We start from the raw sequence: 24,596 nt of genomic DNA, 5'->3' as shown, positions 1-24,596 counted from the left end.
GGATCTCTCCAGCGTAACGGCGCGCCCCGGCGGGGTTCTTCCCGGCGGGGCGCCCTCCGCTCCCCGCCCCCGCCCCCGGCGGTCGCGCACGGACCCGTTCACCGGCACCATCGAGGCTGGACACGCGCCGACCGGACGAGGACCTGGTCGGACGCACAGCGCACGAACCGAAGGGAGCCCGCCTTGCCCGGTGGACTCGTGGCCCTGCTCGACGACGTGGCAGTGCTGGCGCGCGCCGCCGCCGCCTCCATCGACGACGTCGGTGTCGCCGCCGCGCGGGCCGGTGTGAAGGCCGCCGGCGTCGTCGTCGACGACACCGCCGTCACGCCGCAGTACGTGCACGGGCTGGCCGCCGAGCGCGAACTCCCGATCATCTGGCGCATCGCCCTGGGATCGCTGCGCAACAAGCTGCTCGTGATCCTGCCCGCGATCCTGCTGCTCAGCCAGTTCCTGCCGTTCCTCCTCACACCGATCCTCATGATCGGCGGGGCCTACCTCTGCTACGAGGGCGCGGAGAAGGTCTGGCACAAGATCCGCGGGCACGGCGGCCACCACGGCGCGGAGGAGGGGGCCCTGCCCGACGAGGACACCGTCGTCGCCGGGGCCGTGCGCACCGACTTCATCCTGTCGGCGGAGATCATGGTCATCTCCCTCAACGAGGTGGCCGCCGAGGCGTTCCTGTCGCGGATGGTGATCCTCATCGTCGTCGCGATCGCGATCACCGTCCTGGTCTACGGCGTCGTCGGCCTGATCGTGAAGATGGACGACGCCGGACTGCGCCTGTCGACGTCGCCGCGGAAGGCGGTGGCCGGTCTCGGCCGTGGCCTGGTCAAGGGGATGCCGAAGCTCCTCACCTTCCTCACCGTGGTCGGGACGGCCGCGATGCTGTGGGTCGGAGGTCACATCCTGCTCGTGGGGATGCACGACCTGGGCTTCCACCCCCTGTACGACGTCGTGCACCACGCGGAGGAGGCGGCGCACGCAGCGGCCGGGTCCCTCGGTGGCCTGGTGGGCTGGCTCGTCAACACGCTGGCGAGCGCCGTCCTCGGGCTCGTCGTCGGTGCGGTCGTGGCGGTCGTGATGGCCCTCACCGTGCACCGGCACAAGAAGCACGGCGCCGACGCCGACGCCGTCGGGTCGCACTAGCCGCGGGGCGCCACGTCCGGACGCCGACGGGCCCCCACCGACCTCGCGGTCGGTGGGGGCCCGTCGGCCTGCATCGGGCCCGCGCCCGCCCGCCGGGCGGCCCGCGCGGGCGCTCCGCTCAGCCGAGCCGGTCCCGCAGGTCGGCGACGTGCGGGGAGGCCGCGGGGTCGATGCCGCCGGCGAGCGCCAGGTAGGTGGCGGCGAAGTCCGTGCGGGCCACGAGCTGCGCCAGGCGCACCAGCGGCGGGCCCGGCTCGGGAACGACCTCGCTGACACGCACCCCGGCGTCGGCCGCGGTCTGGGCCACGGCGTCGACCACCGCACCCGCGGGTGCGGTGGGGCCCACCTCGGGTGCGGCGTCCGGCTCGGTGGGCGCGTCCCGCAGCAGCAGCAGGCGCAGGCGCGCCGCGGCCCCGGCGTCGTCGAGGAAGGGGTCGGCGAAGACGTCGTCGGGCCGGGTCGCGAACGGCCCGCCGAAGGTCGCCACCACGTCACCGGCGTCGTCGGGCAGCGCCCCGCGCACGGCTGGCACCCGGGCGGTGCGGGCGAGCATGGACGCGGCCCGGGCGGCGGCCGCCCCCGCCACGTCGCCGTCGGCGAGGATCACCGGCACGCTGCCCGCGAGGTCCAGCGCGAGGGTCTTGGCGGGGTTGAGGAACGCCTCCGACGCCGGGCGGCACTGCTCCGCCTCCGCGTCCAGGCGGTCGGCCACCTCCGCCAGCACCTCCGGGGGCGTGCGCACGAGCCCGAGGGCGTCGGCGGCGGAGAGCACGGGCACCAGCAGCGACCACAGCGACAGGCGGGAGGAGCGGGCCCGCAGCCCCTCCTCGACGCGGCTGCCGCGGGCCAGCGGCACCTGCACGTTGCCGCGGCCGGCGCCGACCTGCGCCAGGGGGGAGCCCTCGTCGGCCACGGTGACGACCCGCGCGCCGCGGCGGGCGGCCTCGGCGGCCAGCGCCAGCGGCCCCGCGGCCCGACCGGACAGGGACACGGCGACCACCAGGTCCAGGGGTCCCACCCACGCGGGCAGCGGCCCGCCCCGGCGCACGAGCACGGGCACCGGGCAGGCGCGCCCGGCCAGCGCCAGCAGGATGTCGGAGACGACGGCCGAGCCGCCCAGGGAGGCCACGACGACGGCGCGGGGGCGGTGCTCCTCGGCGAGGCGGGTGACGCCCGCCTCGCCGGACAGGGCCGCGGCCTCGCGGACCTGGGCACCGGCGGTGGCCAGCGTGCGCAGGACGCCGGAGTGGTCCGCCGCGGCGAGCGCCTCGGGGTCGTCGAGCAGGGCTTCGTCCACGGTCACGGGGTGCTCCCTCCAGCGGGTGGCGCAGGGTGTGGTGCCCCACCGGCGGGCCGAGCCTCGTCGGTGAGGAGGACGGGGATGCCGTCGACGACCGGGTAGCTGCAGGCGCAGGCTCCGGTGCAGGCCAGTGCCGCGGGGCCGGTCGTGGCACCCGCGGGCACGGGGTCCACGTCCACGAGCTCGCCCCGGCACTGCGGGCAGCGCAGGGCCGCCCGCAGCCACGGCTCCATCACGAGCGCTCGCCGGCGCTCGCGGGTGCGGCGGGGACGGTCAGGGACCCGCCGTGCTCGCCGCGGACCAGGCCGAGGACCCGGTCGCGGACGTGCTGCATGGTGGCGGCGTCGGCGCCCTCGGCGTTGAGCCGCAGCAGCGGTTCGGTGTTGCTGGCGCGGAGGTTGAACCACCACATCGGCTCGGCGTCGGAGGCGGGGTGGGTCACGGTCAGCCCGTCGAGACGGTCGACCTCGACGTCCTCGCCGCGGGCGCGCGCCTCGGCGGTGACGACCTGCTCGACGAACGCGGCCACGGCGGCGGCGTCGGCGACCGTGGAGTTGATCTCGCCGCTGGCGACGTAGCGCTCGTAGCGGGCGCCGAGCTGCGACAGCGGCTGCGGGGCCTCGCCGAGGGCGGCGAGGACGTGCATCGCGGCCAGCATGCCGGTGTCGGCGGACCAGAACTCGCGGAAGTAGTAGTGCGCGGAGTGCTCACCGCCGAAGACGGCACCCTCCTCCGCCATCCGCTCCTTGATGAAGGAGTGCCCGACGCGGGTGCGGACGGGGATCCCGCCCTGCTCGGCGACGATCTCGGGCACGGCCCGGGAGGTGATGAGGTTGTGGATCACCACGGCCTCGCGGCCGGCGGCGCGCTCCTTGCCGATCTCGCGCTCGGCGACGAGGGCGGTGACGGCGCTGGGGCTGACCGGCTCGCCGCGCTCGTCGACGACGAAGCAGCGGTCGGCGTCCCCGTCGAAGGCGAGGCCGAGGTCGGCGCCGTGCTCGCGCACCGCGGCCTGCAGGTCGCGCAGGTTCGCGGGCTCCAGCGGGTTGGCCTCGTGGTTGGGGAAGGTGCCGTCGAGCTCGAAGTACAGCGGCACGACGTCCAGGGGCAGCGCGGGCAGCCCGGCGGCGGTGCCGAGCACGGCGGGCACGGTGTGCCCGGCCATGCCGTTGCCGGCGTCGACGACGACCTTCAGGGGCCGGATGCCGGAGAGGTCCACGAGGGAGCGCAGGTGACCGGCGTAGTCGGCGAGGACGTCCTGCTCGGTGACGGTGCCCGGGGTGACGCCCTGCGGCTGCGGCACCTCACCGGCGTCGAGCCAGGACTGCGCCAGCTCGCGGATCGTGGAGAGGCCGGAGTCCTGGCCGACGGGCCGGGCGCCGGCGCGGCAGAGCTTGATGCCGTTGTACTGCGCCGGGTTGTGGCTGGCGGTGAACATCGCCCCCGGCACGCTCGCGGCACCGCTGGCGTAGTAGAGGCCGTCGGTGGAGGCCAGCCCGATGAGGACGACGTCGATGCCGCGGGAGGCGACCCCCTCGGCGAAGGCCGCGGACAGCTCCGGGGAGGAGGGGCGCATGTCGTGGCCGACGACGACGTGGCGCGCCGCACCGGAGGCGGCCGGCGCCTGCTCGGGCAGGACGACGACGTCGGCGAAGGCGGCACCCAGGGCGCGCACGACGCCCGCGTCGAGCTGGTCGGGGACCGTGCCCCGGACGTCGTAGGCCTTGATGATGGAGGACAGCGCAGGAGGCACTCTCGGAAGCCTAGCCGGGGCCCTGGCTTGCGCCCTCCCGGCGTCGACCGGCCCCCGGGCCCCGGCTGCGCTCCCCGAGCCCCGTCTCAGGCGTCGGCGGCCTTGGGGTCCGACTTGCGCGAGCGGTCGAGGATGGAGTCGACGCTCATGGTGCCGCTGGTGCCGTGCCAGCTGCGCTCCTCGCAGACGTGGCAGGAGACGAACACGACGGGTGTGCCGTCGGCGAGCGACATGGACAGCTGGGTCACGCGGGGACTGCCGCAGGACCCGCACCCCAGGGAGGAGTCGCGGTGCTCCGGCTGCGTCAGCGAGCCCAGGGGCGGCGCGATGCGGGGGGCGCGGGTGCGCCGGGGACGACGGGTGGTGCTGGCGCTGGTGCGGGGCGTGGCGGGCACGGGGCTCCTCCGGAGTCGACAGCTCACAGGCGACACCTGCATCGGCAGGTTCCGGCGTCGGCTTGAGCGCCCGACCGGGCGCAGCGGGAGGATCGCGCCGCCGCGGGCGCGGCTGAAGGCGCCGGCGTCAGACGGCGGGGCCGGCTCCGGGGCGACGACCCGCGCCGTCGCGCAGCACCCGCAGGTGACCGCGGCGGAGCGTGTCGGCCGGGTCCTCGACCGGCGCGGCCGCCGGCTCGCGGACGGCGTCGGCCAGGGCGAGCCAGTCGTCGTGGCGGCGGCCCGGGCCCCCGTCGTCGGGGACGAGCCGCACGACCTCCCAGCCGCGCGGGGCGGTGAGGCGGCGCGCGTGGTCGCCGCACAGGTCGTAGGAGTGCGGCTCGGCGTAGGTGGCCAGCGGCCCGAGCACCGCGGTGGAGTCGGAGTACACGTAGGTCAGGGTGGCGACCGCCACCTGCCCGCATGCGGTGCGCGTGCACCTCCGTCCTCCGGCCACGAGCGCGACGGTACCCGAGGCCGCGCCCGGTTCCGAGCACCTCCGCCGTGTTTCCCGTCCGGTTCGCCCGTCCGGGCGCCCTCGTCCACGGATCGGCGCGGCGAGCCACGCGGGTGATCGGGCGCGAGTAGCCTGCCCCCGTGGCAGGTACCCGGCGCGCGATCGACGGCCCGCGGCGTCGGCGCAGGGACCGGCACGGCCGCGGCCTGCGCGGCCCGCTGCTGCCGTCGACCGTCCCCGGTGCGCGCACCCGCGCGGAGCGCTTCGACGACCTGGTGCTGGACGCCGTGGAGCTGCTGGAGCGGCGCTGGGCCGAGGACCTGGCGGGCGTGGAGTTCGCCGTGGAGGACGTGCCGCCGTCCGACCCCGCGCCGTGGGAGGAGGGCGGGGTGCCGATGGGGCGGTTGTTCCCCGCCGACGGCTCCTCGCCGCCGCGGGTCGTCGTCTACCGGCGCCCGCTGGAGACGCGGGCCCAGGAGGGCGAGCTGGAGGACCTGGTCGCCGACGTGGTCGTGGAGCAGGTGGCCCACCTGCTGAACCTGACCCCCGAAGAGGTCGACCCGCGCTACCGCGGCGACTGACCGGGCGCCCGCCCGAGCACCCGCCCGGGGGCGGTGCTCAGCTGACGCGGCGCTTGAGGCGGCGGCGCTCCCGCTCCGACAGCCCGCCCCAGATGCCGAACCGCTCGTCGTTGGCGAGGGCGTACTCCAGGCACTCGACGCGGACCTCGCAGGAGCCGCAGACGCGCTTGGCCTCGCGGGTGGAGCCGCCCTTCTCGGGGAAGAAGGCCTCGGGGTCGGTCTGCGCGCAGAGCGCCACCTCCTGCCAGCCCGGGTCCTCGGGGGTCAGCGCGGGCTGGGGCGTGATCTGCACCAGGTGCAGGATCCGCTCGCTCCCGCGGCCACCCTCGCCCTCGGTCGCCGTGCTCTCGGTCCCCGTGCCGTCGCCCATGTCATCCACGCCGATGCCGTTCATTGCGCCCCCTGGTGCCGCCTGCCCCTTGCGCCACTGGGCCGCTACCCCGGGTGACGCCGTGATCACTCAGAAGATGTCACTGGTGGAATTACACGCGTGTCATCTGGCAGAGTCAAGCCCAGCGCGAGGCGTCGTGGTAACGGCGTCCGGCAGTTCGCGCTGCCCTGGACGGGGGTTCACAGGCGGGCGCGGCAGGATGCCCCGGTGACTGAGGCAGCCTCTCCCGCACCCGCCGCCCCGCCCTCTCCCCCGGCCGGCCTGCGCGTCACCGCGCTCGCGGGGGGCGTGGGGGGTGCCCGCTTCCTGCGCGGCCTCCTGGCGGCCCTGCGCTCGGCGAGCGCCCCCGACCTGCGCGCGGCGGAGGTCACCGTGGTCGGCAACACCGCCGACGACATCACCCTGCACGGTCTGCGGGTCTGCCCCGACCTGGACTCGGTGATGTACACCCTCGGCGGCGGCATCGACGACGAGCGCGGCTGGGGACGCAGCGACGAGACCTCCGGCGTCGCCGACGAGCTCGCCGCCTACGGGCAGCAGCCGACGTGGTTCACCCTCGGCGACAAGGACATCGCCACCCACCTGGTGCGCACGAGGCTGCTGCGCGAGGGCCTGCCGCTGTCGGAGGTCACCGCCCGGCTGTGCGAGCGCTGGCGGCCGGGGGTGCGGCTGCTGCCGATGACCGACGACGTCGTCGAGACCCACGTCGACCTCGCACCCGTGGACCCCGCCGCCCACGCCGGGGAGGCGGGGGGCCGGCGCGTGCACTTCCAGGAGTGGTGGGTGCGGCTGCACGCGAAGGTCCCGGCGTTGCGCATCGAGCCCCTGGGCGCCGCCGCGGCGCGCCCGGCTCCCGGAGTGCTGGAGGCGCTGTCGGACGCCGACGTGGTGGTGCTGCCGCCGAGCAACCCCGTCGTCTCGATCGGCACGATCCTGCAGGTGCCCGGCGTCCGCGACGCCCTGCGCGCCACCACCGCGCCCGTCGTGGGGGTCTCCCCCGTGATCGGCGGCGCGCCGGTGCGCGGCATGGCCGACGCCTGCCTCGCGGCGCTCGGGGTGCCGTCGACGGCGGAGGCGGTGGCGGGGCTCTACGCCGACTTCCTCGACGGCTGGCTGGTCGCCGAGGCCGACGCCTTCGAGCCCGGCGGCGCCCACGGCGGGCGGTTGCGGGTGCTGCCGCGGCCGTTGCTGATGAGCGGCCCGGACGCCACGGCCGCCCTGGCGCGGGCCGCGCTGGACCTGGGCCTGGCGCTGAGCCCGGCGGGGGCGTCGCGGACGTGAGCACCGTCGAACCCGGCACGCCGGAGGCGCCCGTGCCGGCCGTTCCGGTCCTGGAGGTCCGGGCGCTGACGGGGATGGGCGAGGTCCGCGCCGGGGACGACCTGGCCGCGCTGCTGGTGGCGGCGCTGCCCTGCCCGCCTGCCGACGGCGACGTCCTGGCGGTCTCCAGCAAGGTGTGGTCGAAGGCGGAAGGGCTGACGCGCCCGGCCGCCGAGCGGGACGCCGCCGTGGCGGAGCAGTCGCGCCGCACCGTCGCCGCGCGGCGCACCACGCGCGGGCTGGCGGCGATCGTGGAGTCGGCGGCGGGTCCCGTGATGGCCGCGGCCGGCGTGGACGCCTCCAACACCCCCGCCGGCACGGTGCTCCTGCTGCCCGCCGACCCGGACGAGGCGGCGCGGCGGCTGCGCGCGCGGCTGCGGGAACTCACCGGCGTCCGCCTGGCCGTCGTCCTCACCGACACCGCCGGCCGCCCGTGGCGGGTCGGGCAGACGGACTTCGCCCTGGGTTGCGCGGGGCTGCGGGTCGGCGACGACCTGCGCGGCGGCGTCGACGCCGAGGGCCGCCCCCTGGAGGTGACCGTGCGGGCGCTGGCCGACGAGGTCGCCGCCGCCGCCGACCTGGTCAAGGGCAAGGTGCTGCGGGTGCCGGCCGCGCTGGTGCGGGGCCTCGCGGCGGAGGTCGGCGAGGAGGACGGGCCCGGGGCGGCGTCGCTGCTGCGCGCCCCGGGCGAGGACTGGTTCCGCCTCGGGCACGTGGAGGCGGTGCGCGCGGCCCTGGGCGCGGCCCACCTCGCACCGCCGCCGGTGGCTCCCGGGCCCGTCGGGGAGCGGGTGCGGCGGGCGGTGGCCGTGGCGCTGGCCGCGGGCGGTGGCGGCTGCACGGCTCTGCCTCACGGGCGCGAGGTGCGGCTCGCCGGTGGCGACGGCGTGGCCCTGGGGATGCTCGTCCAGCGGCTGCTGGCGGCGCTGTGGGCGGAGGACCTGCGCGGGGTGCTGCGGCGGGACGGCGACGTGGTGGTGGTCAGCGCGGAGACGGCCCGTCAGAGGTGACCGGCCAGGGGTGACCGGCCGGGGGCGGTCAGCGGGGCGGCGTGCAGCTCCCGCACCGCTGCCCGTGCAGGACGCCGGACCGCCCGGCGACGAGAACCCTCACGGGCGCCCCCGCCGGGCCCGCGCACCGGGGACGGTGCGACTGGGGGTGTGCGTGGGGAACGCCATCCGCGGCGCGGCGCGCGGGCGCCGCACGCCGCTGAGCATCACCAGCCGCTGCACCCGGTAGCGGTGGCCGCGGTAGCACTCGATGACCTCCGCGCAGCCGTAGTCGTCCAGCACCTCGCCGGTCAGCGCGTAGGAGACCTCCCGGGCGACGTGCAGGTCACCGAAGGAGAACGCGTCGGCGTGGCCGTGGGCCTTCGAGCGCACCTCCGCCGACGTCCACACCCCGAGTCCGGGGATGGTGCGCAGCGCCCGGTCGGCGACGGCGGGAGCGAGGTCCAGCGTCTGCTCCAGCCGCCCCGCGCACGGTGCGGCGGCGAGCGTGACGCGACGGCGGCGCAGCTCCACGCCCGCCTCCAGCCACGCCCAGGACGGGATGCGCCGCCACTGCTCCGGGGCGGGCGGCACGAACAGGTCCACCGGGCCGGGGGCGGGCTCCCCGAAGCGGCGCACCAGCCAGCGCCACGACGCGAACGCCTCCCTGGTGGAGACGACCTGCTCCAGGGCGGAGGCGGAGATGCACTCGAACACGGCGCGGCTGCGAGGGACGCGCCAGTCCCGGTGGCGGCGCCACGCCTCGACGAGGACCCGGTGCTCGGGGCGGGGGACGAACTCCGCCGCGTCGTCGTCGCAGGCCCCGAGGAGGCCGGGCACCCCGTCGAGGGCCCACTCCGCTCCGGGGCCCCAGGCGGCGGCCTCGACCTCGCCGTCGCCCGGCACGGCCACGATCCGCAGCGTCGCCGGGCCCTCGGGGGTGCGGGTGGCGCGCCAGACGACACCCCCGGCGGAGGCGAACGCGGGGTCGCTCCCGCCGCGGCGCAGCGCCGACAGGTGCAGGGGGACGTCGACCGGCCGGCCGGGGCGCCAGCGCAGGACCCGCGGGGGGTCGAGCGGCTCGGCGGGCAGCGCGGTCACGGGCCCAGGGTAGGCGCCGGTCGCGCGCCCCGTGGGCGGGTGGGGACGTCGCGGGGCGGCGGAGGGTGCAACGCTCGTGGCCCTCCCGGACAAGGGGCGGTGTCAGACTCCCGCCCGTGGAAGGGGCCCCGTGAGCTCACCGCAGGAGCGGTTCGCCGCGCTGTTCGACCGGACACACCAGCCGTTGCTGGCGTACGCCGTGCGGCGCGTGGCCGACCCCGCCGACGCTGCCGACGTCGTCGCCGAGACGTTCCTCGTGGCCTGGCGACGGCTGGACGAGGTCCCGGCCGGCGACGACGCCCGCCCGTGGCTGTTCGGAGTGGCACGCAACGTGCTGGCCAACCACTACCGCGGCGAGCGGCGGCGCCTCGCCCTCGCCGACCGGCTCCGGCAGGAACTGCCGCACGTGGCGCCCGCCCCGGAGGTGAGCGATCCAGGCCTGGCCGAGGCGATGCGACGGCTGCCCGAGGACGACCGCGAGGTGCTGCGCCTGGTGGCGTGGGAGGACCTGGCGCGGGACGAGATCGCCGTGGCCCTCGGGGTGTCGCGGGCGATGGTCCGGGTGCGGCTGCACCGGGCCCGCAAGCGGCTGCTGCGGGAACTGGCTGCGGTCGAGCACATCGGGTTCTCCGGGCCGCAACGGGAGAGCCGGGCCGGACACGTGGTGGCGGGATGGGCGGACGCCCGTCCCGGGCTGGAGGAGATCCGATGAGGGACGACGTGCTCGCGCGGCTGCGCGCGGCGGATCCCGTCGCGGGGACCGACCTCGCCCGAATGGACCGGGGGGTGCTCGACGCCCTGCGGGAAGGGGTCACCATGACGGAGCGGTCGACGAGGCGGGGCCTGCGACGGCGGCTGGGGCGCGGCGGGTTCGCCACCGCGGTGACGGGCATCGCCGTCCTCGGCGGCGGTGTCGCGTACGCGGGATACGAGCAGTGGTACGTCGGCGGCGGAGCGAGCCACGACGGGGTGAACTGCCGGACGGAGTGGGCCGATCCCACTGCGATGCGCGACACCGTCGGCGGCCCGGAGCTGACCGGCGATCCGCTCGCCGACTGCCGGCGGTACATGGAACTGGTCGGGCGCCCGCCCATCCCGGATCCGGTCGCCTTCCACCACCAAGGAACCCTGTACGTGGCGCCTCGCTCGGAGGTGCCGGAGGGCGCCGAACCGCTGGCGCCACCCGCCCCCGAGGACGACGCGGCGTTCGAGCTCGAGGCGAGCATGCAGGACTACGTCGACGGCCCGCAGTCGCGGTGCTTCTCCGAGGCGGAGACGACGGAGTTCGCCTCGCGGGAACTCGCGCGGCTCGGGCTGAGCGGCTGGACCGTGACGGTGGTTCCCGCCGACAACCCCGGCGGGAACGACGGCCTCCCCTGCGCGGTGGGCTACGCGGATCCGGCGACGCGCCAGGCCCACGTGCTGCCGCATCGCGCGGCGGAGGAGCACGGGGTGGGCGGTGACCTGGCGACGCTGCGCGACACGCTCCGGGAGCGGATCGCCGACCAGTGCGTGGGCCTGCGCGAGGCGGAGGCGATCGCGGAGGAGGCTCTGGGCGTCGAGCACCACTGGCCGCTGAGCGCGATCCCCGATCCCGGCGCGTCGTGCACCCGCGTGGACCTGGTGATCGGCGGCAGCATCCAGGTCACGCTGCGCGGACCGGACGTGGCGGCGCCCTGACGGGGCGGGGACGTTCGGCCGGGCGACACCGGCGCGTCGCCTGCGCAACGTCCCCGCCCCGGTCGAGCACCCCGCGGGGCGGGGACGTTCGGCCGGGCGACACCGGTGTGTCGCCTGCCGAACGTCCCCGCCACCCCGGAGCCCCGTCCAGGCGCACACCCGGCGGGTCAGAAGGGCCAGCCGGCGTCCCGGCCCCCCTCCACCATCGCGATCATCGAGAACAGCTTGTCGCTGAACCCGCCGATCTCGTACCGGTTGCGCTCCGACAGGTCCAGGGCCGCCGGCGCGTACCCGGTGGTGTTGACGCCGTACACCGGCACGTGCGCCGGCGCCGCCGTCGAGACGCTCGCGCCCCGGCCCCACCGAGCGTCCGCGAACGCCTGCATGTCCGAGACGATCACCACCCGGTCGTGCCCGGCGTAGGAGGCCCGCAGCGCCGCCGCGGTCTCCGTGCCGTGCCCGACCGCGCCGATGCGCCCGCGGACGCGCTGCACGGTGCGCAGCACGCCCTCGGCCGGCCGGACCGGCACGCCCTCCCACCCGCTGGCGAAGGCGACGAGGTCGACCCGCTCGCCGCGGCACGCCAGCACCGCGGCGAACAGCGCGCCGACGTCGACGTGCTGCACCTTCGAGCGCTGTGACACCGGCGTGGACATCGACGCGGAGGTGTCGCAGAGGACGAGCGTCCGCCCGCCCAGGGCCGGGACCGCAGCGGTCGAGGCCCGCACCGCCTGCTCCAGCGGCCACGCCCACCGCGGCGACGGGGCCTCCAGCGCCGCGGACAGGAACCGGTACGGGAACATCCGGGAGCGCGCGACGACGTCGGGATCGGCGAGCTTCGCCGCGACCGTCGCCGCCACCTCGTCGGACACACCCGCCTCGTCGAAACCGCGCAGGTTCCGCACGAGCGCCATGACGCCCATGAGGGGGATCACCAGCTCCCACTGCTCGGCGGGGGTGAGCCCGTCCGCAGGCGGCGCCTCGCCGAGCCAGGAGCGCACCCACTCCCACTGCCCCGCCGTGGCCGCCTCGAACTCGGCCGTCGCCGCGGCGTCCCCGGCCCGCACGAGGCGGGCGAGGGCGTGCCGCTCGGCGGGTGCGAGTCGCACGAGACGGTCACGCGCGGACAGCGCACGCACCTCCTCCTGCGGCGCGCTGCGGTCGCCGTGGTGGCGCTCGTCGAGCAGTGCGCGGAACAGCTGCGACTGCCACGGCGCCCGCGGGGTCGGGTGGACCAGCTCGACGACGTCGGCCATCCGGATCGCGCGGGAGTTCCCGTCGTAGCGCAGCACGGCGCGCTCGTCGTAGAGCCGGGTGACCGCGTCCGCCAGGCCGCGCTGGACGCCCTTCGGCATCGCCTTGCCGTAGCGCGACCACCAGTACCCGAGGAACTCCGCGGGCTCGTCCGCGCGCTGCAGCGCGGAGTCCACCATGCGGCGGATCGAGGTGGTCGCCGGGTCCGGGCGGGAGTGCAGGACGGCGAGGTCGCGGCGCGCCCGTGCCGACTCCGCGGCCATCACGACGGCCGCGGTGCGCATGTTCATCTCGTTGCGCAGGAACGGGACGAAGCGCGCGACCCAGTCGGGGTCCTGCACCGTGACGGCGTGGACGAGGCGGCGGAACCGCTCGTCGCGCTCGCCCGCGCCCTCGTAGAAGGAGTCCTGCCCGACCATGTTCACGGCGGCGAGGAGGAACAGGTCGCTCCTCGCGTCGCGCACGAACGCCGCACCGCCCTCGTGGGTGGTGGTGCGCTCGAGGGTGCGCTGGGGGGCGCGCCCGAGCAGGCGCTGCCGGATGCCGCTGAACCGTGCCATGGTCGTCTCCTGGTGCTCCTTCCGGATCCTCCGGGGCACGGTGCCCCGGACGTCGTGTCGGCCACGGCGCTGCCGCGCCGGATGGAGCCGTACCGTCGACCGGGGCGGCGGGGGGCTGCACGTTGCTCTGCCGACTGAGCTACCGGGGGGAACCGGTCCCTCCGGGCTGGACTCGAACCAGCGACACACGTATGAGGAAGGAGTAACCCCCGCCTGCGCATCGGTGCGGCACCATCCGGCGCGGTGGTGTGCACCGGAAACCGCGTCGTCTGCGAACTGCTCGAGAACCCCTCGCCACGGGAACCGCGCACCGAGGTGCGCTACCGGGCGCACGGGAGCGCCCGGCGGGATTCGAACCCGCGAGGACCAGGAAGTATCCCGCGACTGCGCATCGAGCAGCCCGCAGACGACGCGAGGACCAGCCGGCCCGGGTGGGTGTTTCCTCGACAGGGAAGTAACCCGGGCCTTCGCACCGCGTCGCAGGAGCGAACTGTGGCAGCGCGGACCGTCGCCGGGCAATCGAGTTTCCGCTGGGCCCCGATCAGGAGTGCGCCGTCCCCGCGGATTCGTCGAGGCGCAGGATCGTCTCCTCGATCTCCGCTCCCCGGCCGTTGGCGTGGGACACCTCCGTCCCCGTGATCGCGAAGCCCGCTCTCCGCAGCACCGCGAGCGAGGCAGCGTTGTCGCTCGCGACCCGGGCGAACACGGGCCGGACGCGGACCGCCTCCAGGAGCAGCTCGAGCGCCCGGCCGGCGATGCCGCGGCCCCAGCAGGACCTGTCGATCCAGTACGTGACCTCGGTGTCCCCGTCGACCACGAAGGCGGCGATGCTGCCGACGAGCCGTCCGTCGGCGGTGACGGCGCGGGCGGTCACCCCGGGCGACGTCCGCACTCTCGCCATGTGGGCGTCGAACGCGGCGCGGTCGCCGGGATCCCGGACGGTGAACGCAGCCATCCGCACCGACTCGGGATCCCGCATCTGCTCGAACAGCGCGTCGAGGTCGGAGTCCTCGATCGGCCGCAACACCACGTGGACCACGTCAGCCTCCCCGCTGGTCGGACACCGGTCGACGGACGGACGCTTCGGCGACGCCGCGGTCGTGCCGACGGTCCCGCCACCGGCACGGCCGCGCCCCCTACGGAAGGCGCCCGGCCTCGGCGACGTCGGCCGGGACCCGCTCCCCCACCACCCCGTGCAGGTGGCAGGCCGCGAGCTGCCCGTCGCCCCGGTCGGCCAGCGCCGGCGCCACGACCGGGCACGGCTCGAACACGTCGGGGCAGCGGGTGCGGAAGCGGCAGCCCGACGGCACGGCCGCCGCGGAGGGCACGTCGCCGCGCAGCACGATCCGCTCGCGGCCGCGCTCGGCGCCGGGCGAGGGGACCGGCACCGCCGACAGCAGGGCCCGCGTGTACGGGTGCCTGGGCCGGCCGGCGACCTGCGCGGCGGTGCCGACCTCCACGACGCTGCCCAGGTACATGACGGCGATGCGGTCGGAGACGTGCCGGACGGCGGCGAGGTCGTGGGAGACGAACAGGTACGTCAGCCCCAGCTGCCGCTGCAGGCGGCGCAACAGGTTCAGCACCTGCGCCTGCACGCTGACGTCGAGGGAGGCGATGGCCTCGTCGCAGACCACGAAGTCGGGTTCACCCGCCAGGGCGCGGGCGATGCCGATGCGCTGGCGCTGCCCGCCGGAGAACTCGTGCGGGTAGCGGCCGGCCACGCCGGGGTCCAGCCCGACGAGCTCCAGCAGTTCCGCGACGCGGGCGGCCCGGGCCTGGGCGCCCGGGTGCAGGCCGTGCACCTCCAGCGGTTCGGCCACCGTGCGGCCCACCGGGATGCGCGGGTCGAGGGAGGCGTAGGGGTCCTGGAACACCATGACCGCGCGCCGGCGCAGCGAGCGCAGCCCCCGCCGGTCCAGGGCGGTGACGTCCGTCCCGTCGAAGGTGACGGTGCCGGCGGTGGGTTCCACCAGCCGCAGCAGGGCGTTGCCGAGGGTGGACTTGCCGCAGCCGGACTCCCCCACCAGGCCGAGGGTCTCCCCGCGGCGGATGTCGAGGTCGACCCCGTCCACGGCACGCACCGCACCCACCTGCCTGCGTCGCAGTCCCTTGGAGCGGACGGGGAAGTGGACCTTCAGGCCCCGGGCGGAGACGAGCACGTCCCCGCCGCCGTTCTCGATGGTCACGGTCGTCCCTCCGAGCACCACGTCGCGGCGCGGTGCGGGAGCCCTGCCGGGCGCCCGCCCACCTGCGGCCGCGACACCTCCAGCAACGGTGGCTGTTCCCGCTCGCAGCGCGGGTCCGAGCGGACGGGGCAGCGCGGCCAGAACACGCAGCCGGGCGGCAGGTCCGTCGGCAGCGGCGGGGTTCCGGGGATCGTCACCAGCTCCGGCGGCTCCTCGGCGTCGAGCTCGGGCCCCAGTCGCGCGGGCAGGGCGCCGAGCAGGCCGCGGGTGTAGGGATGGGCGGGTGCGTCGAACACGTCGTCGACGACGCCGTCCTCCACGCAGCGACCGCCGTACATCACGAGGACGCGGTCGGCGATGCCGGCGACGACGCCGAGGTCGTGGGTGATCCAGATGACGCCGGTGCCGTGCTCGGCCTGCAGCCGCGCCACCAGTTCGAGGATCTGCGCCTGGACGGTGACGTCGAGGGCGGTGGTGGCCTCGTCGGCGATGAGCAGCCGCGGCCGCCCGGCCAGCGCGATGGCGATCATCACGCGCTGGCGCATGCCGCCGGAGAGCTGGTGGGGGTAGCGGTCCAGCGCGCCGCGCGGGTCGGGGAACCCCACCTCCCCGAGCAGTTCCGCCGCCCGCTCGGTCGCGGCCCGCTTCGGCAGGTCGCCGTGGGCGAGCAGGCCCTCGGTGATCTGCCGCCCGACCGTGAGCACCGGGTTCAGCGAGGTCATCGGGTCCTGGAACACCATGCTGATGCCGTTGCCGCGCACCGTGCGCAGCTGGGCGTCGGACATCCCGACGAGGTCGCGGCCCTCGAACTCCGCGGTGCCGGTGACGGTCGCGGTGCGCGGCAGCAGGCCCATCAGGGCCATCACGGAGACGCTCTTGCCGCTGCCGGACTCCCCCACCACCGCGACGGTCTCGCCGGGGTGCACGTCGTAGTCGAGGCCGTTGACGATCTCCGCGACGCCCCGCGGGGTGCCCATCCGCACCCGCAGGTCCCGCACGGACAGCACCGGCTGCCGGGCCCCCTCCCGGGCCGGCTGCGGGGCCGGCTGCGGGGTCTGCGCACTCACGCCGCCCCCCTCGCGTCCGCAGCGGCCTCCGCCTTGCCACGGGAGCGGATCCGCCGTCTGCCCGCCTCCATCGCGCTGCGCTGCTGCGGGTCGAGCACGTCGCGCAGCCCGTCGCCGAGGAGGTTGAACGACAGCACCAGCAGGAAGATGGCCAGCCCGGGGAACACCGCCATCCACCACGCCTGCTCGAGGAAGCCGCGACCGGAGGCGAGCATCCCGCCCCACGACGGGGCCGGCGGCTGGATGCCCAGGCCCGCGAACGACAGCGCGGCCTCCGCCAGCACCGCGAACGCCAGGCTCACCGACGTCTGCACGAGGATCGGGGGCGCCGCGTTCGGCAGGACGTGGCGCAGCAGCAGCCGCGCGTCCGAGGCCCCCACCGAGCGGGAGGCGCGCACGTAGACCTGCTCCCGCACGCCGAGGACCGCCGCGCGGGACACGCGGGCGAACACGGGGGTGTACGTGATGCCGATGGCGATCATCGCGTTGGTGGCGCCGGGGCCGAGGACGGCGAGGACGGCGATCGCCAGCAGCAGCGCCGGGAACGCGAACAGCACGTCCATCAGCCGCATCAGCAGCGAGTCCACCCAGCGGCCGTAGAAACCGGCCAGGGTGCCGACGAGGGTGCCCACCACGAGCGAGATGCCCACGGCGACGAGCCCCACCCGCAGCGACACCTGCGCGCCGAGGAGAACGCGGGACAGGACGTCGCGGCCGAGGTCATCGGTGCCGAAGGGGTGCTCGGCGCTCGGCCCCTGCAGCCGCGCCTGCACGTCGACGTCGTTCGGCCCCGCGGGCGCGAGCTGGTCGTCGAACAGGGCGACCAGCACCACCGTGAGCAGCACGAGGGCGGCCGCCGCCGCGGTGGGGGTGCGGGCGAGCAGGCCGAGGGTGACCCGCCAACGCGGCACCTCCGCGGTGAGGGCCCGCCCCCGCGCGGGTGCGTCCGCCGCGGCGCTCACGCGCTGATCCGCGGGTCGAGGCGGGAGTACAGCAGGTCCACGACGAGGTTGAGCAGCAGGAACACGAACGCGAAGAGCAGCACCGCGCCCTGCAGGACGGGGTAGTCCCGGTCCTGCACGGCCTGCAGCGCGAGCAGCCCCAGACCCGGCCAGGCGAAGACGATCTCCACGACCACCACGCCCGAGAGCAGGTAGGCCAACTGCACGCCCGTGACGGTGACGAGCGGCAGCAGGGCGTTGCGCAGCACGTGCCAGCGCAGCACGGCGCGTGCGGGCAGCCCCTTGGCGCGGGCGGTGCGGACGTGGTCGGCGCCCAGCGCCTCCAGGACGCTGGAGCGGGTGAACCTGGTCAGCACGCTGCCGGAGACCAGCCCGGTCGTCAGCGCCGGCAGCACGAGGCTGCGCAGCCAGCCCACCGGGTCCTCCGACAGCGGCACGTAGCCCCCGGGCGGGAACCAGTCGAGGACGCCGGCGAACAGCAGGATGAGCAGGATGCCCATCCAGAACTCCGGCACGGAGATGCCGACCTGGCTGACGACGGTGCCGGCGGAGTCCACGAACGAGCGGGGCCGCAGCGCGGACAGGGTTCCCAGCGGCACGGCGATGAGCAGTGCCACCAGGATCGACGCGGCCGCCAGGGACACGGTCGCGGGCAGCCGTTCGACGATGAGCATCGTCACCGGCTCACCGCTGCGGAAGCTCACCCCCAGGTCGCCGGTGACCGCCGAGCCGATCCAGCCGAGGAACTGGACCGGCAGGGGCTCGTCGAGGCCGGCGCGTTCGCGCAGGGCGTCGTAGGCGGCCTGGTCGAAGCGGGTGCCGAGCGCCAGGCGGACCGGGTCGCCCGGGACGAGGTGCATGAGCGCGAAGACCGCGATCGCCACCCCCAGGAGGACGACGGCCGACTGCCCCGCGCGCCGCAGGAGGTAGCCGCTCACTCCGGGAGCTCGACGTTCTCGAAGTTCACCGCCTTGTCGGCGCGGATGGTGTACCCCTGCAGGCCCGGCTTCCACGCCTGCACGACGTCGGGGTTGTAGAGGTAGAGGTAGGAGACGTCGTCGACGATGGTCTTGGCGGCCTCGTCGTAGAGCTTCTTGCGGGCGTCCTGGTCGCGCTCCACGGCGGCGCCGTCCAGGAGCTCGTCGGTGACGGGGTTGGAGTAGCCCTGGTAGTTGTTCGATGCCCCCGTGCGGTGCTGGGAGTGGTAGAAGCCGTACGGGTCGACGTTGCCCACCCAGCCGAGGAGGAAGGCGTCGAAGTCGCCCTCGCCCTGCCGCGCGAGCCAGGTGGCGAACTCCTCCGTCTGGATGTCCACGGTGATCCCGAGGGGTTCCAGCTGGCTGGCGATGACCTGCGCGGCGGTGACGGTCTCGGGGTACTCGGAGGTGACCATGAGCCCCATCCGCAGCGGGGTGCTCACCCCGGCGTCGGCGAGCATCTTCTTCGCGGCCGCGATGTCGGGCTCGAAGGGCTCGTAGTCGGTGTGCCAGAAGCTGCCCTCGGGGATCGCCGTCTGGTTCGGGCGGGCGGCGTCGAACTTGGCCGCCTGCGTCACCGCCTCGCGGTCGATGGCGGTGGCGATGGCGCGGCGGACCTCGCGCTTGTCGAACGGCGGCTTCTCGAGGTTCATCGCCATGTACCAGTAGTCGACGCTGGGCGTCTGCCCGAGCTCGACGGAGTCGTCGGAGGCGAGAGCCTCGATCTGCTGCGCCGGCACGTTGTCCGTCCAGTGCACCTGCCCGCTCCGCAGGGCGGTCAGCGCGGCGGTGGGCTCGGAGACGAAGCGGAACTCGACGGCGGGAACGGTGGGCTCGCCGCCCCAGTGGTCCTCGAAGGCCTTCAGCTCCACAGCGCTCGCCGTGCTGCCCTGGAGGGTGAAGGGGCCGGTGCCGACGGCCTCGGTCGCCAGGTCGTGCTCCTCGGCGGCCCCCTCGGGCAGGATCGCCATGCCCTTGAACTCCCCGACCTGCGACAGCAGGTTCGGCATGGGCTCCTTCAGCTGGAAGACGACGGTGCGGTCGTCCTTCGCGGTGATGTCGGCCACGGAGGTGAACCGGTAGGAGTTCGCGAGCTCCTCGTCGATGATGCGGTTGAAGGAGTACACGACGTCGGCGGCGTCGAGCTCGGAGCCGTCGTGGAACTCCACCCCCTCGCGCAGGGTGAACGTCCAGGTCAGGCCGTCGTCGCTGGTCTCCCAGGACTCCGCCAGGCTCGGCTGCATCGTCTGGTCCTCGGCGGAGGGGACGGTGAGGGTGTCGTAGACGTTCTCCAGCACCTGGAAGCTGGCGTAGGCGGTGGTCTTGTGCGGGTCGAGCTGGTCGGGCTGGGCGCTGATGGCTGCGACGAGGGCGCCGCCGCCCTCTCCGGGAGAACCTCCCGAGCCCTGGCCGGTGTCGACGCCCTCCCCGGCGCCGCACCCGGCGAGTCCGAGGGCCGCGGCCGTCAGGGCTGCGATGGCGGGTAGTGCACGCATGGGGCTCCCCTGTTCGACGCACTCGTGTCCGACGCTGCCACGGCTCGGCGCGCCGCCTGCTCGATGCCTCAGGTCGTCACCCTGTCACGCTGAGTGGCGCGGTCCAGCGGAGCCCGCCAGGGGGCCGCAGATGTGATCGGATCGCAACCTCGCGGCTCGTCGCGCCGGTACGGTTCCCGGGTGCGAACCGCCGCGGGCCGTGCCCCCGTGTACGTGGAGACCTCCGTGCGCTGCGCGGGCCCGGCCGACGCGGAGCGGCTGTGGTTCCTGACGCAGGACCCGCAGGTCCACCCGCGCTGGGACCTGCGCTTCTCCTCCATCACCCCGACGTCGGTGGACGGGCGGGGCAACCGGCACTTCACCTACGCCCTGGCGCTGCCGTTCCCGCGGCTGCCGCTGCGCACCGTCACGGGCACGGGCACCTCGGTCGGCCACCGCCGCGACGGCTCCGGCCGCGGGACGTCGGCGCTGCGCTTCCGCACCGACGACCGCCTCTCGCCGCTGGGCGAGGGGTCGGGGTACTGGCGGTACGTGCCGGTGGGCGACGGCCGGATGCGGTTCCTCACCGGCTACGACTACGAGCCGGGCTGGGGCCGGGTCGGGGCGCTGCTGGACCCGTGGCTGACGCGTCCGGCGGTGGGCTGGGCGACGGCGTGGAGCTTCGACCGGCTGCGGCTGTGGGTGGACGAGGGGCTCGACCCGGCGCTGGCCCGCGACCGGGCGCTGGCGTGGACGGCGCTGCGCGCGCTGGGGGTCGCCGGTGCCGCGGCGCTGGCCCGGCGCTCGTCGTGGGCCGCCGTGGGGGTGGCGGGACTGGCGCTGCTGGCTCCGGTGCCGCCGTCGGTGCCGTCGGGGCGCCGCTGCCTGCGCCGCCCGCCGGACCCGCGGGCGGGGCGGGCGCCCGCGTCGCTGGCCGGGCTGCCGGAGCCGGCACCGGCCCCCGCGGGCGGCGGGCGCGCGGGCGGGCCGGCGTGAGCGTCGTCCTCGACGCCCTGGGCGAGGAGGCGCAGCGGCTGCACCCGATGCTGCGCCGCCGTTTCGGGGTGTCCACGGCGGCCGGCTACTCCTGCGTGGGCCGGGGCGTGATGGACCGCGTCTGGCACGGCCCGGCGTGGACGCTGCCGTTCCTGCACCTCGGCGCGTGGCGCAACATCCTGGTGCCGGACAGCGGCACCGGCGTGCCCTTCACGGTGGAGAACTACGCCTACGTCGACTCCTTCGGCCGCGAGACGGTGACCGTCGTGCGCACCTTCGAGATCGCCCCCGGGCGGCGGCGCCGCTTCGACGCGACGCTGGTGCACGGCGGCCCGGGGCGCATCGTCGACTACCTGGGCACCCACCAGCACCTCGCGGTGGACCTCGAGCCGTCCGTGCTGCCCGACGGCAGCCTGCAGATCCGCTCGGGGGCGCAGCGCTTCCACGAGGGACCGGTGAGCTTCGACTTCCCGCTGCTGCTGTCGGGGACGGCGCTGCTGCGGGAGGGCTACGACGAGGTCCGGGGCTGCTACACGATCGACGTGCGGGTGACCAACCGCCGGTTCGGGCCGCTGGCGGGGTACGCCGGGACGTTCACCTGCGAGTTCCCCGAGGTGGTCGGGGAGGCGGTGCCCCCGGCGGTGAAGCCGCTGCGGGAGGAGCGGCGCGGCTGAACGGGCTGCTGCGGTCGTCGCGGGCAGCGCCCTACGACGCGTCCTCGCGGCCGTCGGCCGACGAGGTGTCCTCGTGGCCGTCGACCCGCAGGGCGTCCTGGCAGCCGTTGGCCTCGAGCTCGAACCAGACGGTCTTGCCGTTGCCGGGGGACGAACTGGAGCCCCACCGGTCGGCCAGCGCGTCGACGAGGGCCATGCCGCGCCCGCCGGTGGCGCCGGTGCCCACGTGCTTGACGACCGGCGGTCGGGGGTTCGCGTCCGCGACGGCGACGCGGACGCACCCGTTGTCGCACGTGAGGTCGATGCAGACCGGGCCGCTGCCGTGCAGGACGGCGTTGGCGACGACCTCGGTGGTGAGGAGCTCGAGGATCCCGAAGTCCACCTCCGCGGAGGAGGAGGTGCACGTGTCGACGACCCAGTGCCGGGCGGTGGGGACGGCGGACGGCTTCGCATCCACCCGGAGCCGGCTCATCCCATCCCTTCGGGTCCTGTCCCCTCCGGCTGACCCGGCGGCGACGGTCGTGTCCTGAGCCACTGTGACCGCCACCCTCCGCTCCGGCAACCCGAGACGGGCGTGCGACCGGCACCCCGGGTGCGGCACCCGCTCGGACGGGTCGCCTATCGTGGCGGGCAGGGCCCCGCCGGTCGGGGCGCACTGACCGAGGCGGGGGTGCACGTGGTTCCTGGGCCTACGCCCGCCCCCGAGGGCGCGGGGGCGGACCCGGCCGGGGCGCTGGCCGGGGGGCAGGAGCGCCAGCGCGCCGCCCAGCGGCTGGTGGCGACCAGCCAGGGATCGGCCGTGGACCGCCTCACCGACCTCGCCGCCCGCCTGCTGGCGACCCCCGCGGCGCAGCTCTCCCTGCTCAGCGACGTGCAGACCATCGGCGCCATCACGGGGGTGTCGGACGCGCAGCCCGGCAGCACGGGGTCCCTGGCGGACTCGCTGTGCACCGTGACCGCGGCCAGCGGCGCACCCCTCGTCGTGACCGACGCGACCTCCGACGAGCGCGTCTCCGGCCTGCCGCCGGTGACCTCCGGGGCGGTCGGCGCCTACCTCGGCGTGCCGCTGACGGGGCGCGGCGGCCACGTCGTCGGTGCCCTGTGCGTCTTCGGTCCCGAGCCGCGCACCTGGTCGCCGGCGGACGTGACCCTGCTCAGCGAGCTGGCCTCGGCCGCCGCGCGGGAGCTGGAGCTGTCGGCGCTGTCGGTGGACTACGCCTCGGGGGAGCTGCGCTGGCAGCTCGCCATCGACGCCGCGGGCATCGGCAGCTGGGACTGGGACCTCCGCACGGGCCGGTTGACGTGGGACGAGCGCCTGCTGGAGCTGTTCGGCCTCGGCGCGGCCGACTTCGACGGCACCATCGAGTCCTTCAACGCCCGCGTGCACCCCGACGACCTGGCCCGCGTGGGCCAGGCGCTCTCCGAGGCCATCGAGTGCTGCGGCACCGTGGACCTGGAGTACCGCACCGTCCTGCCCGACGGCACGATGCGCTGGATCCAGGCGCGGGGCAAGGCCCTGAGCGGGCCGGCGGGCGACGCCGTCCGGGTGCTCGGCGCCGCCTACGACACGACGGCCGGGCGGGAGGCCGACGCCCGTCTGGCGCGCGTCCTGGAGAGCATGTCGGCGGCCTTCTACTCCCTGGACCGGGAGTGGTGCTTCACCTACGTCAACGCGGAGGCGGAGCGCCTGCTCGGCAAGGTCCGCGAGGAGCTGCTCGGCGGCAACCTGTGGGAGCTGTTCCCCGCCGCCGCCGGCTCCGACTTCGAGGTGCACTACCGCGCCGCGGTCGAGTCGGGCCAGCCGACCACGTTCGAGGCCTACTACCCCCCGCCCCTGGACGGCTGGTACGAGCTGCGGGCGTGGCCCACCCCGGACGGGCTGTCGGTGTACTTCCTCGACATCACCGCCCGCCGCGACGCGCAGGAGGCCGCGCAGCGGGCGCAGCGCGCCGCCGAGCGGGCCGCGCAGCGGCTGCGGCTGGTCGCGGCGGTCAGCGCCGACCTCGCCGCCGCCCTCGACCTGGACTCCGCCCTCAGCCGGCTCTCGACGTACGTGGTGCCGACCCTCGCCGACGCCTGCATCGTCAGCCTCGTGGACGAGCAGGGCGGCCTGCGCGACGTCGCCTCCTGGCACGTGGACGAGGAGCTGCGCCCCCTGCTGGAGCGCTACCGCCACGTGCGGCTGCGGGACCTGCCGCCGGACGCGCCGGTGCTGCAGACGGTGCGCACCTCCCGGCCCTACGTCTTCCCCGACCGGGCCACCGAGCGGATCACGTCCATCCTGCGCGACGACGCCGCCCGGCAGATGATCGAGCAGCTCGCCCCCGAGTCCGCCGTGGTGATGCCGCTGCGGGCCAGGGGCCGGACCGTGGGCCTGCTCACGGTGCTGCGCGGGGTGAAGCGCCCGGCACCGCAGCGCGAGGACCTCCTCACCCTGGAGGAGATCTGCGACCGGGCCGGCCTGGCGCTGGACAACGCCCGCCTCTACACCCAGCAGCAGCGCCTCGCGGAGGGGCTGCAGCGCAGCATGCTGACGTCGCCGCCGGAGCCGGACCACCTCCAGATCGTGGTCCGCTACCGCCCGGCCGCCCGGGCCGCGCAGGTCGGCGGGGACTGGTACGACGCGTTCCTGCAACCGGACGGCAGCACCGTCCTCGTCATCGGCGACGTCATGGGCCACGACGTCAACGCCGCCGCGGCGATGGGCCAGATCCGCTCCCTGCTGCGCGGCATCGCCTACTACAGCGGCGCGGGCCCGGCCGCCATCCTCACCGGTCTCGACGCCACCATGCAGGGCCTCGACGTCGAGACCACCGCCACCGCCGTCGTCGCGCGCCTGGAGCAGACGCCGGAGCAGAAGGAGCAGGGCACGACCGTGCTCCGCTGGGCCAACGCCGGGCACCCCCCGCCGCTGCTGCTCCAGCCCGACGGCACGGTCACCACCCTCGACGGCAGGTCCACCCTGCTGCTGGGCATCGACCCCAGCACCGCCCGGGAGGACGCCGAGCGGACCGTGGAGCGCGGGTCCACGGTCCTGCTCTACACCGACGGCCTCATCGAGCGACGCCACCAGAGCGTCGACGAGGGCCTGGAACTGCTGCGCAAGGCCGTCGCGGACCTGGCCGGCACCCCCCTGGACGAGCTCTGCGACGGCATCCTCGACCGGCTGCTGCCGGAGCAGCCCGAGGACGACGTGGCGCTGGTCGCCGTGCGGCTGCACCTGCAGGACCGGCCCCGGCCCCCGGAGGCGGGACCGCGGCGGGTGCCGCGCACTCCCCGACCGCAGCGCTGAC

23 protein-coding genes are annotated in these 24,596 nt (G+C 75.7%); 9 read left to right on the top strand and 14 right to left on the bottom strand.

The annotated features are described in order from the left end of the window. Positions 1-183: 183 nt before the first annotated feature. Positions 184-1,146 carry a DUF808 domain-containing protein gene (locus CLV92_RS06480; protein ID WP_104431944.1) on the top strand — a complete coding sequence of 321 codons (963 nt, stop codon included), beginning with the start codon at positions 184-186 and terminating at the stop codon, positions 1,144-1,146. Positions 1,147-1,264: 118 nt separating this feature from the next. Here the strand turns inward: CLV92_RS06480 and CLV92_RS06475 are convergent, their stop codons facing one another. The 4 genes from CLV92_RS06475 to CLV92_RS06455 all read right to left on the bottom strand — a co-directional run bounded on the left by CLV92_RS06475 (position 1,265) and on the right by CLV92_RS06455 (position 5,090). Continuing rightward, positions 1,265-2,449: an SIS domain-containing protein gene (locus CLV92_RS06475; protein ID WP_104431943.1), complete on the bottom strand. Its 1,185-nt coding sequence runs from the start codon at positions 2,447-2,449 to the stop codon at positions 1,265-1,267. 229 nt (positions 2,450-2,678) lie between these two features. Then, positions 2,679-4,199 carry a phosphomannomutase/phosphoglucomutase gene (locus CLV92_RS06465; protein ID WP_104431942.1) on the bottom strand — a complete coding sequence of 507 codons (1,521 nt, stop codon included), beginning with the start codon at positions 4,197-4,199 and terminating at the stop codon, positions 2,679-2,681. Positions 4,200-4,285: 86 nt separating this feature from the next. Then, positions 4,286-4,594, bottom strand: a complete 309-nt coding sequence (locus CLV92_RS06460) for a hypothetical protein (protein WP_104431941.1) — start codon at positions 4,592-4,594, stop codon at positions 4,286-4,288. A gap of 127 nt (positions 4,595-4,721) precedes the next feature. Continuing rightward, positions 4,722-5,090: a DUF3499 domain-containing protein gene (locus CLV92_RS06455; protein WP_104431940.1), complete on the bottom strand. Its 369-nt coding sequence runs from the start codon at positions 5,088-5,090 to the stop codon at positions 4,722-4,724. A gap of 140 nt (positions 5,091-5,230) precedes the next feature. Between CLV92_RS06455 and CLV92_RS06450 the strand changes: the two genes are divergently transcribed. Next, positions 5,231-5,671 (top strand): metallopeptidase family protein, encoded by a 441-nt coding sequence (locus CLV92_RS06450; RefSeq protein ID WP_170112725.1) that lies wholly within the window; start codon positions 5,231-5,233, stop codon positions 5,669-5,671. 37 nt (positions 5,672-5,708) lie between these two features. Here the strand turns inward: CLV92_RS06450 and CLV92_RS06445 are convergent, their stop codons facing one another. After that, on the bottom strand, positions 5,709-5,975 hold the full coding sequence (locus CLV92_RS06445; RefSeq protein ID WP_170112728.1) for a WhiB family transcriptional regulator: 267 nt from the start codon (positions 5,973-5,975) through the stop codon (positions 5,709-5,711). 348 nt (positions 5,976-6,323) lie between these two features. Here CLV92_RS06445 and cofD point away from each other — a divergent pair, with 348 nt between their 5' ends. Together cofD and cofE are read left to right on the top strand one after the other, a co-directional pair. Further along, positions 6,324-7,343, top strand: coding sequence for a 2-phospho-L-lactate transferase (gene cofD, locus CLV92_RS06440; protein WP_104432030.1), 1,020 nt, complete (start codon positions 6,324-6,326; stop codon positions 7,341-7,343). Then, on the top strand, positions 7,340-8,392 hold the full coding sequence (gene cofE, locus CLV92_RS06435; RefSeq protein WP_211290913.1) for a coenzyme F420-0:L-glutamate ligase: 1,053 nt from the start codon (positions 7,340-7,342) through the stop codon (positions 8,390-8,392). The genes cofD and cofE overlap by 4 nt, the downstream gene beginning before the upstream one ends. A 99-nt stretch (positions 8,393-8,491) precedes the next feature. Here cofE and CLV92_RS06430 read toward each other — a convergent pair whose 3' ends face one another. Continuing rightward, a complete protein-coding gene (locus CLV92_RS06430; protein ID WP_211290912.1) occupies positions 8,492-9,472 on the bottom strand; it encodes a DNA-3-methyladenine glycosylase family protein in 981 nt (326 codons plus the stop codon). Between the two features lie 130 nt (positions 9,473-9,602). On the opposite strand from CLV92_RS06430, the gene CLV92_RS06425 reads away from it, so the two are divergent. Beyond that, a complete protein-coding gene (locus CLV92_RS06425) occupies positions 9,603-10,184 on the top strand; it encodes an RNA polymerase sigma factor (protein ID WP_104431939.1) in 582 nt (193 codons plus the stop codon). Then, positions 10,181-11,152, top strand: a complete 972-nt coding sequence (locus tag CLV92_RS06420) for a hypothetical protein (protein ID WP_104431938.1) — start codon at positions 10,181-10,183, stop codon at positions 11,150-11,152. The genes CLV92_RS06425 and CLV92_RS06420 overlap by 4 nt, the downstream gene beginning before the upstream one ends. 167 nt (positions 11,153-11,319) lie before the next feature. Here CLV92_RS06420 and CLV92_RS06415 read toward each other — a convergent pair whose 3' ends face one another. The 7 genes from CLV92_RS06415 to CLV92_RS06385 all read right to left on the bottom strand — a co-directional run bounded on the left by CLV92_RS06415 (position 11,320) and on the right by CLV92_RS06385 (position 19,654). Next, positions 11,320-12,966 carry a TROVE domain-containing protein gene (locus tag CLV92_RS06415; protein ID WP_104431937.1) on the bottom strand — a complete coding sequence of 549 codons (1,647 nt, stop codon included), beginning with the start codon at positions 12,964-12,966 and terminating at the stop codon, positions 11,320-11,322. 541 nt (positions 12,967-13,507) lie between these two features. Beyond that, positions 13,508-14,005, bottom strand: coding sequence for a GNAT family N-acetyltransferase (locus CLV92_RS06410; RefSeq protein WP_104431936.1), 498 nt, complete (start codon positions 14,003-14,005; stop codon positions 13,508-13,510). 97 nt (positions 14,006-14,102) lie between these two features. After that, entirely contained in the window at positions 14,103-15,152 is a 1,050-nt protein-coding gene (locus tag CLV92_RS06405; RefSeq protein ID WP_245886486.1) for an ABC transporter ATP-binding protein, read from the bottom strand. Continuing rightward, positions 15,149-16,129 carry an oligopeptide/dipeptide ABC transporter ATP-binding protein gene (locus tag CLV92_RS06400; protein ID WP_104432027.1) on the bottom strand — a complete coding sequence of 327 codons (981 nt, stop codon included), beginning with the start codon at positions 16,127-16,129 and terminating at the stop codon, positions 15,149-15,151. Before CLV92_RS06400 ends, CLV92_RS06405 begins: the two co-directional genes overlap by 4 nt. Positions 16,130-16,215: 86 nt before the next feature. Further along, positions 16,216-17,130 carry an ABC transporter permease gene (locus CLV92_RS06395; protein WP_425433563.1) on the bottom strand — a complete coding sequence of 305 codons (915 nt, stop codon included), beginning with the start codon at positions 17,128-17,130 and terminating at the stop codon, positions 16,216-16,218. A gap of 47 nt (positions 17,131-17,177) precedes the next feature. Further along, positions 17,178-18,119, bottom strand: a complete 942-nt coding sequence (locus CLV92_RS06390; protein ID WP_104431934.1) for an ABC transporter permease — start codon at positions 18,117-18,119, stop codon at positions 17,178-17,180. Further along, positions 18,116-19,654: an ABC transporter substrate-binding protein gene (locus CLV92_RS06385; RefSeq protein WP_104431933.1), complete on the bottom strand. Its 1,539-nt coding sequence runs from the start codon at positions 19,652-19,654 to the stop codon at positions 18,116-18,118. The genes CLV92_RS06390 and CLV92_RS06385 overlap by 4 nt, the downstream gene beginning before the upstream one ends. Before the next feature lie 180 nt (positions 19,655-19,834). Between CLV92_RS06385 and CLV92_RS06380 the strand changes: the two genes are divergently transcribed. Both CLV92_RS06380 and CLV92_RS06375 read left to right on the top strand, forming a co-directional pair. After that, positions 19,835-20,629: a hypothetical protein gene (locus CLV92_RS06380; RefSeq protein ID WP_211290911.1), complete on the top strand. Its 795-nt coding sequence runs from the start codon at positions 19,835-19,837 to the stop codon at positions 20,627-20,629. Between the two features lie 47 nt (positions 20,630-20,676). Further along, positions 20,677-21,303 (top strand): DUF4166 domain-containing protein, encoded by a 627-nt coding sequence (locus CLV92_RS06375; RefSeq protein WP_104432026.1) that lies wholly within the window; start codon positions 20,677-20,679, stop codon positions 21,301-21,303. A 31-nt stretch (positions 21,304-21,334) separates the two neighbouring features. On the opposite strand, the gene CLV92_RS06370 is transcribed toward CLV92_RS06375, so the two are convergent. Beyond that, positions 21,335-21,760, bottom strand: coding sequence for an ATP-binding protein (locus CLV92_RS06370; RefSeq protein WP_245886483.1), 426 nt, complete (start codon positions 21,758-21,760; stop codon positions 21,335-21,337). A 219-nt stretch (positions 21,761-21,979) separates the two neighbouring features. Between CLV92_RS06370 and CLV92_RS06365 the strand changes: the two genes are divergently transcribed. Beyond that, entirely contained in the window at positions 21,980-24,595 is a 2,616-nt protein-coding gene (locus CLV92_RS06365) for a SpoIIE family protein phosphatase (protein ID WP_245886481.1), read from the top strand. Position 24,596: the final 1 nt, after the last annotated feature.

The organism is Kineococcus xinjiangensis (genome assembly GCF_002934625.1).
Lineage (GTDB): Bacteria > Actinomycetota > Actinomycetes > Actinomycetales > Kineococcaceae > Kineococcus_A > Kineococcus_A xinjiangensis.
This window is presented reverse-complemented; position numbering and strand designations above follow the sequence as displayed.

Bases quoted from the DNA above. Each gene is read 5' to 3' on its own strand.
- CLV92_RS06375 (WP_104432026.1), top strand. From the start codon at position 20,677: ATGCTGCGCCGCCGTTTCGGGGTGTCCACGGCGGCCGGCTACTCCTGC.
- CLV92_RS06420 (WP_104431938.1), top strand. From the start codon at position 10,181: ATGAGGGACGACGTGCTCGCGCGGCTGCGCGCGGCGGATCCCGTCGCG.
- CLV92_RS06400 (WP_104432027.1), bottom strand. From the start codon at position 16,129: ATGGGCACCCCGCGGGGCGTCGCGGAGATCGTCAACGGCCTCGACTAC.
- CLV92_RS06385 (WP_104431933.1), bottom strand. From the start codon at position 19,654: ATGCGTGCACTACCCGCCATCGCAGCCCTGACGGCCGCGGCCCTCGGA.
- CLV92_RS06415 (WP_104431937.1), bottom strand. From the start codon at position 12,966: ATGGCACGGTTCAGCGGCATCCGGCAGCGCCTGCTCGGGCGCGCCCCC.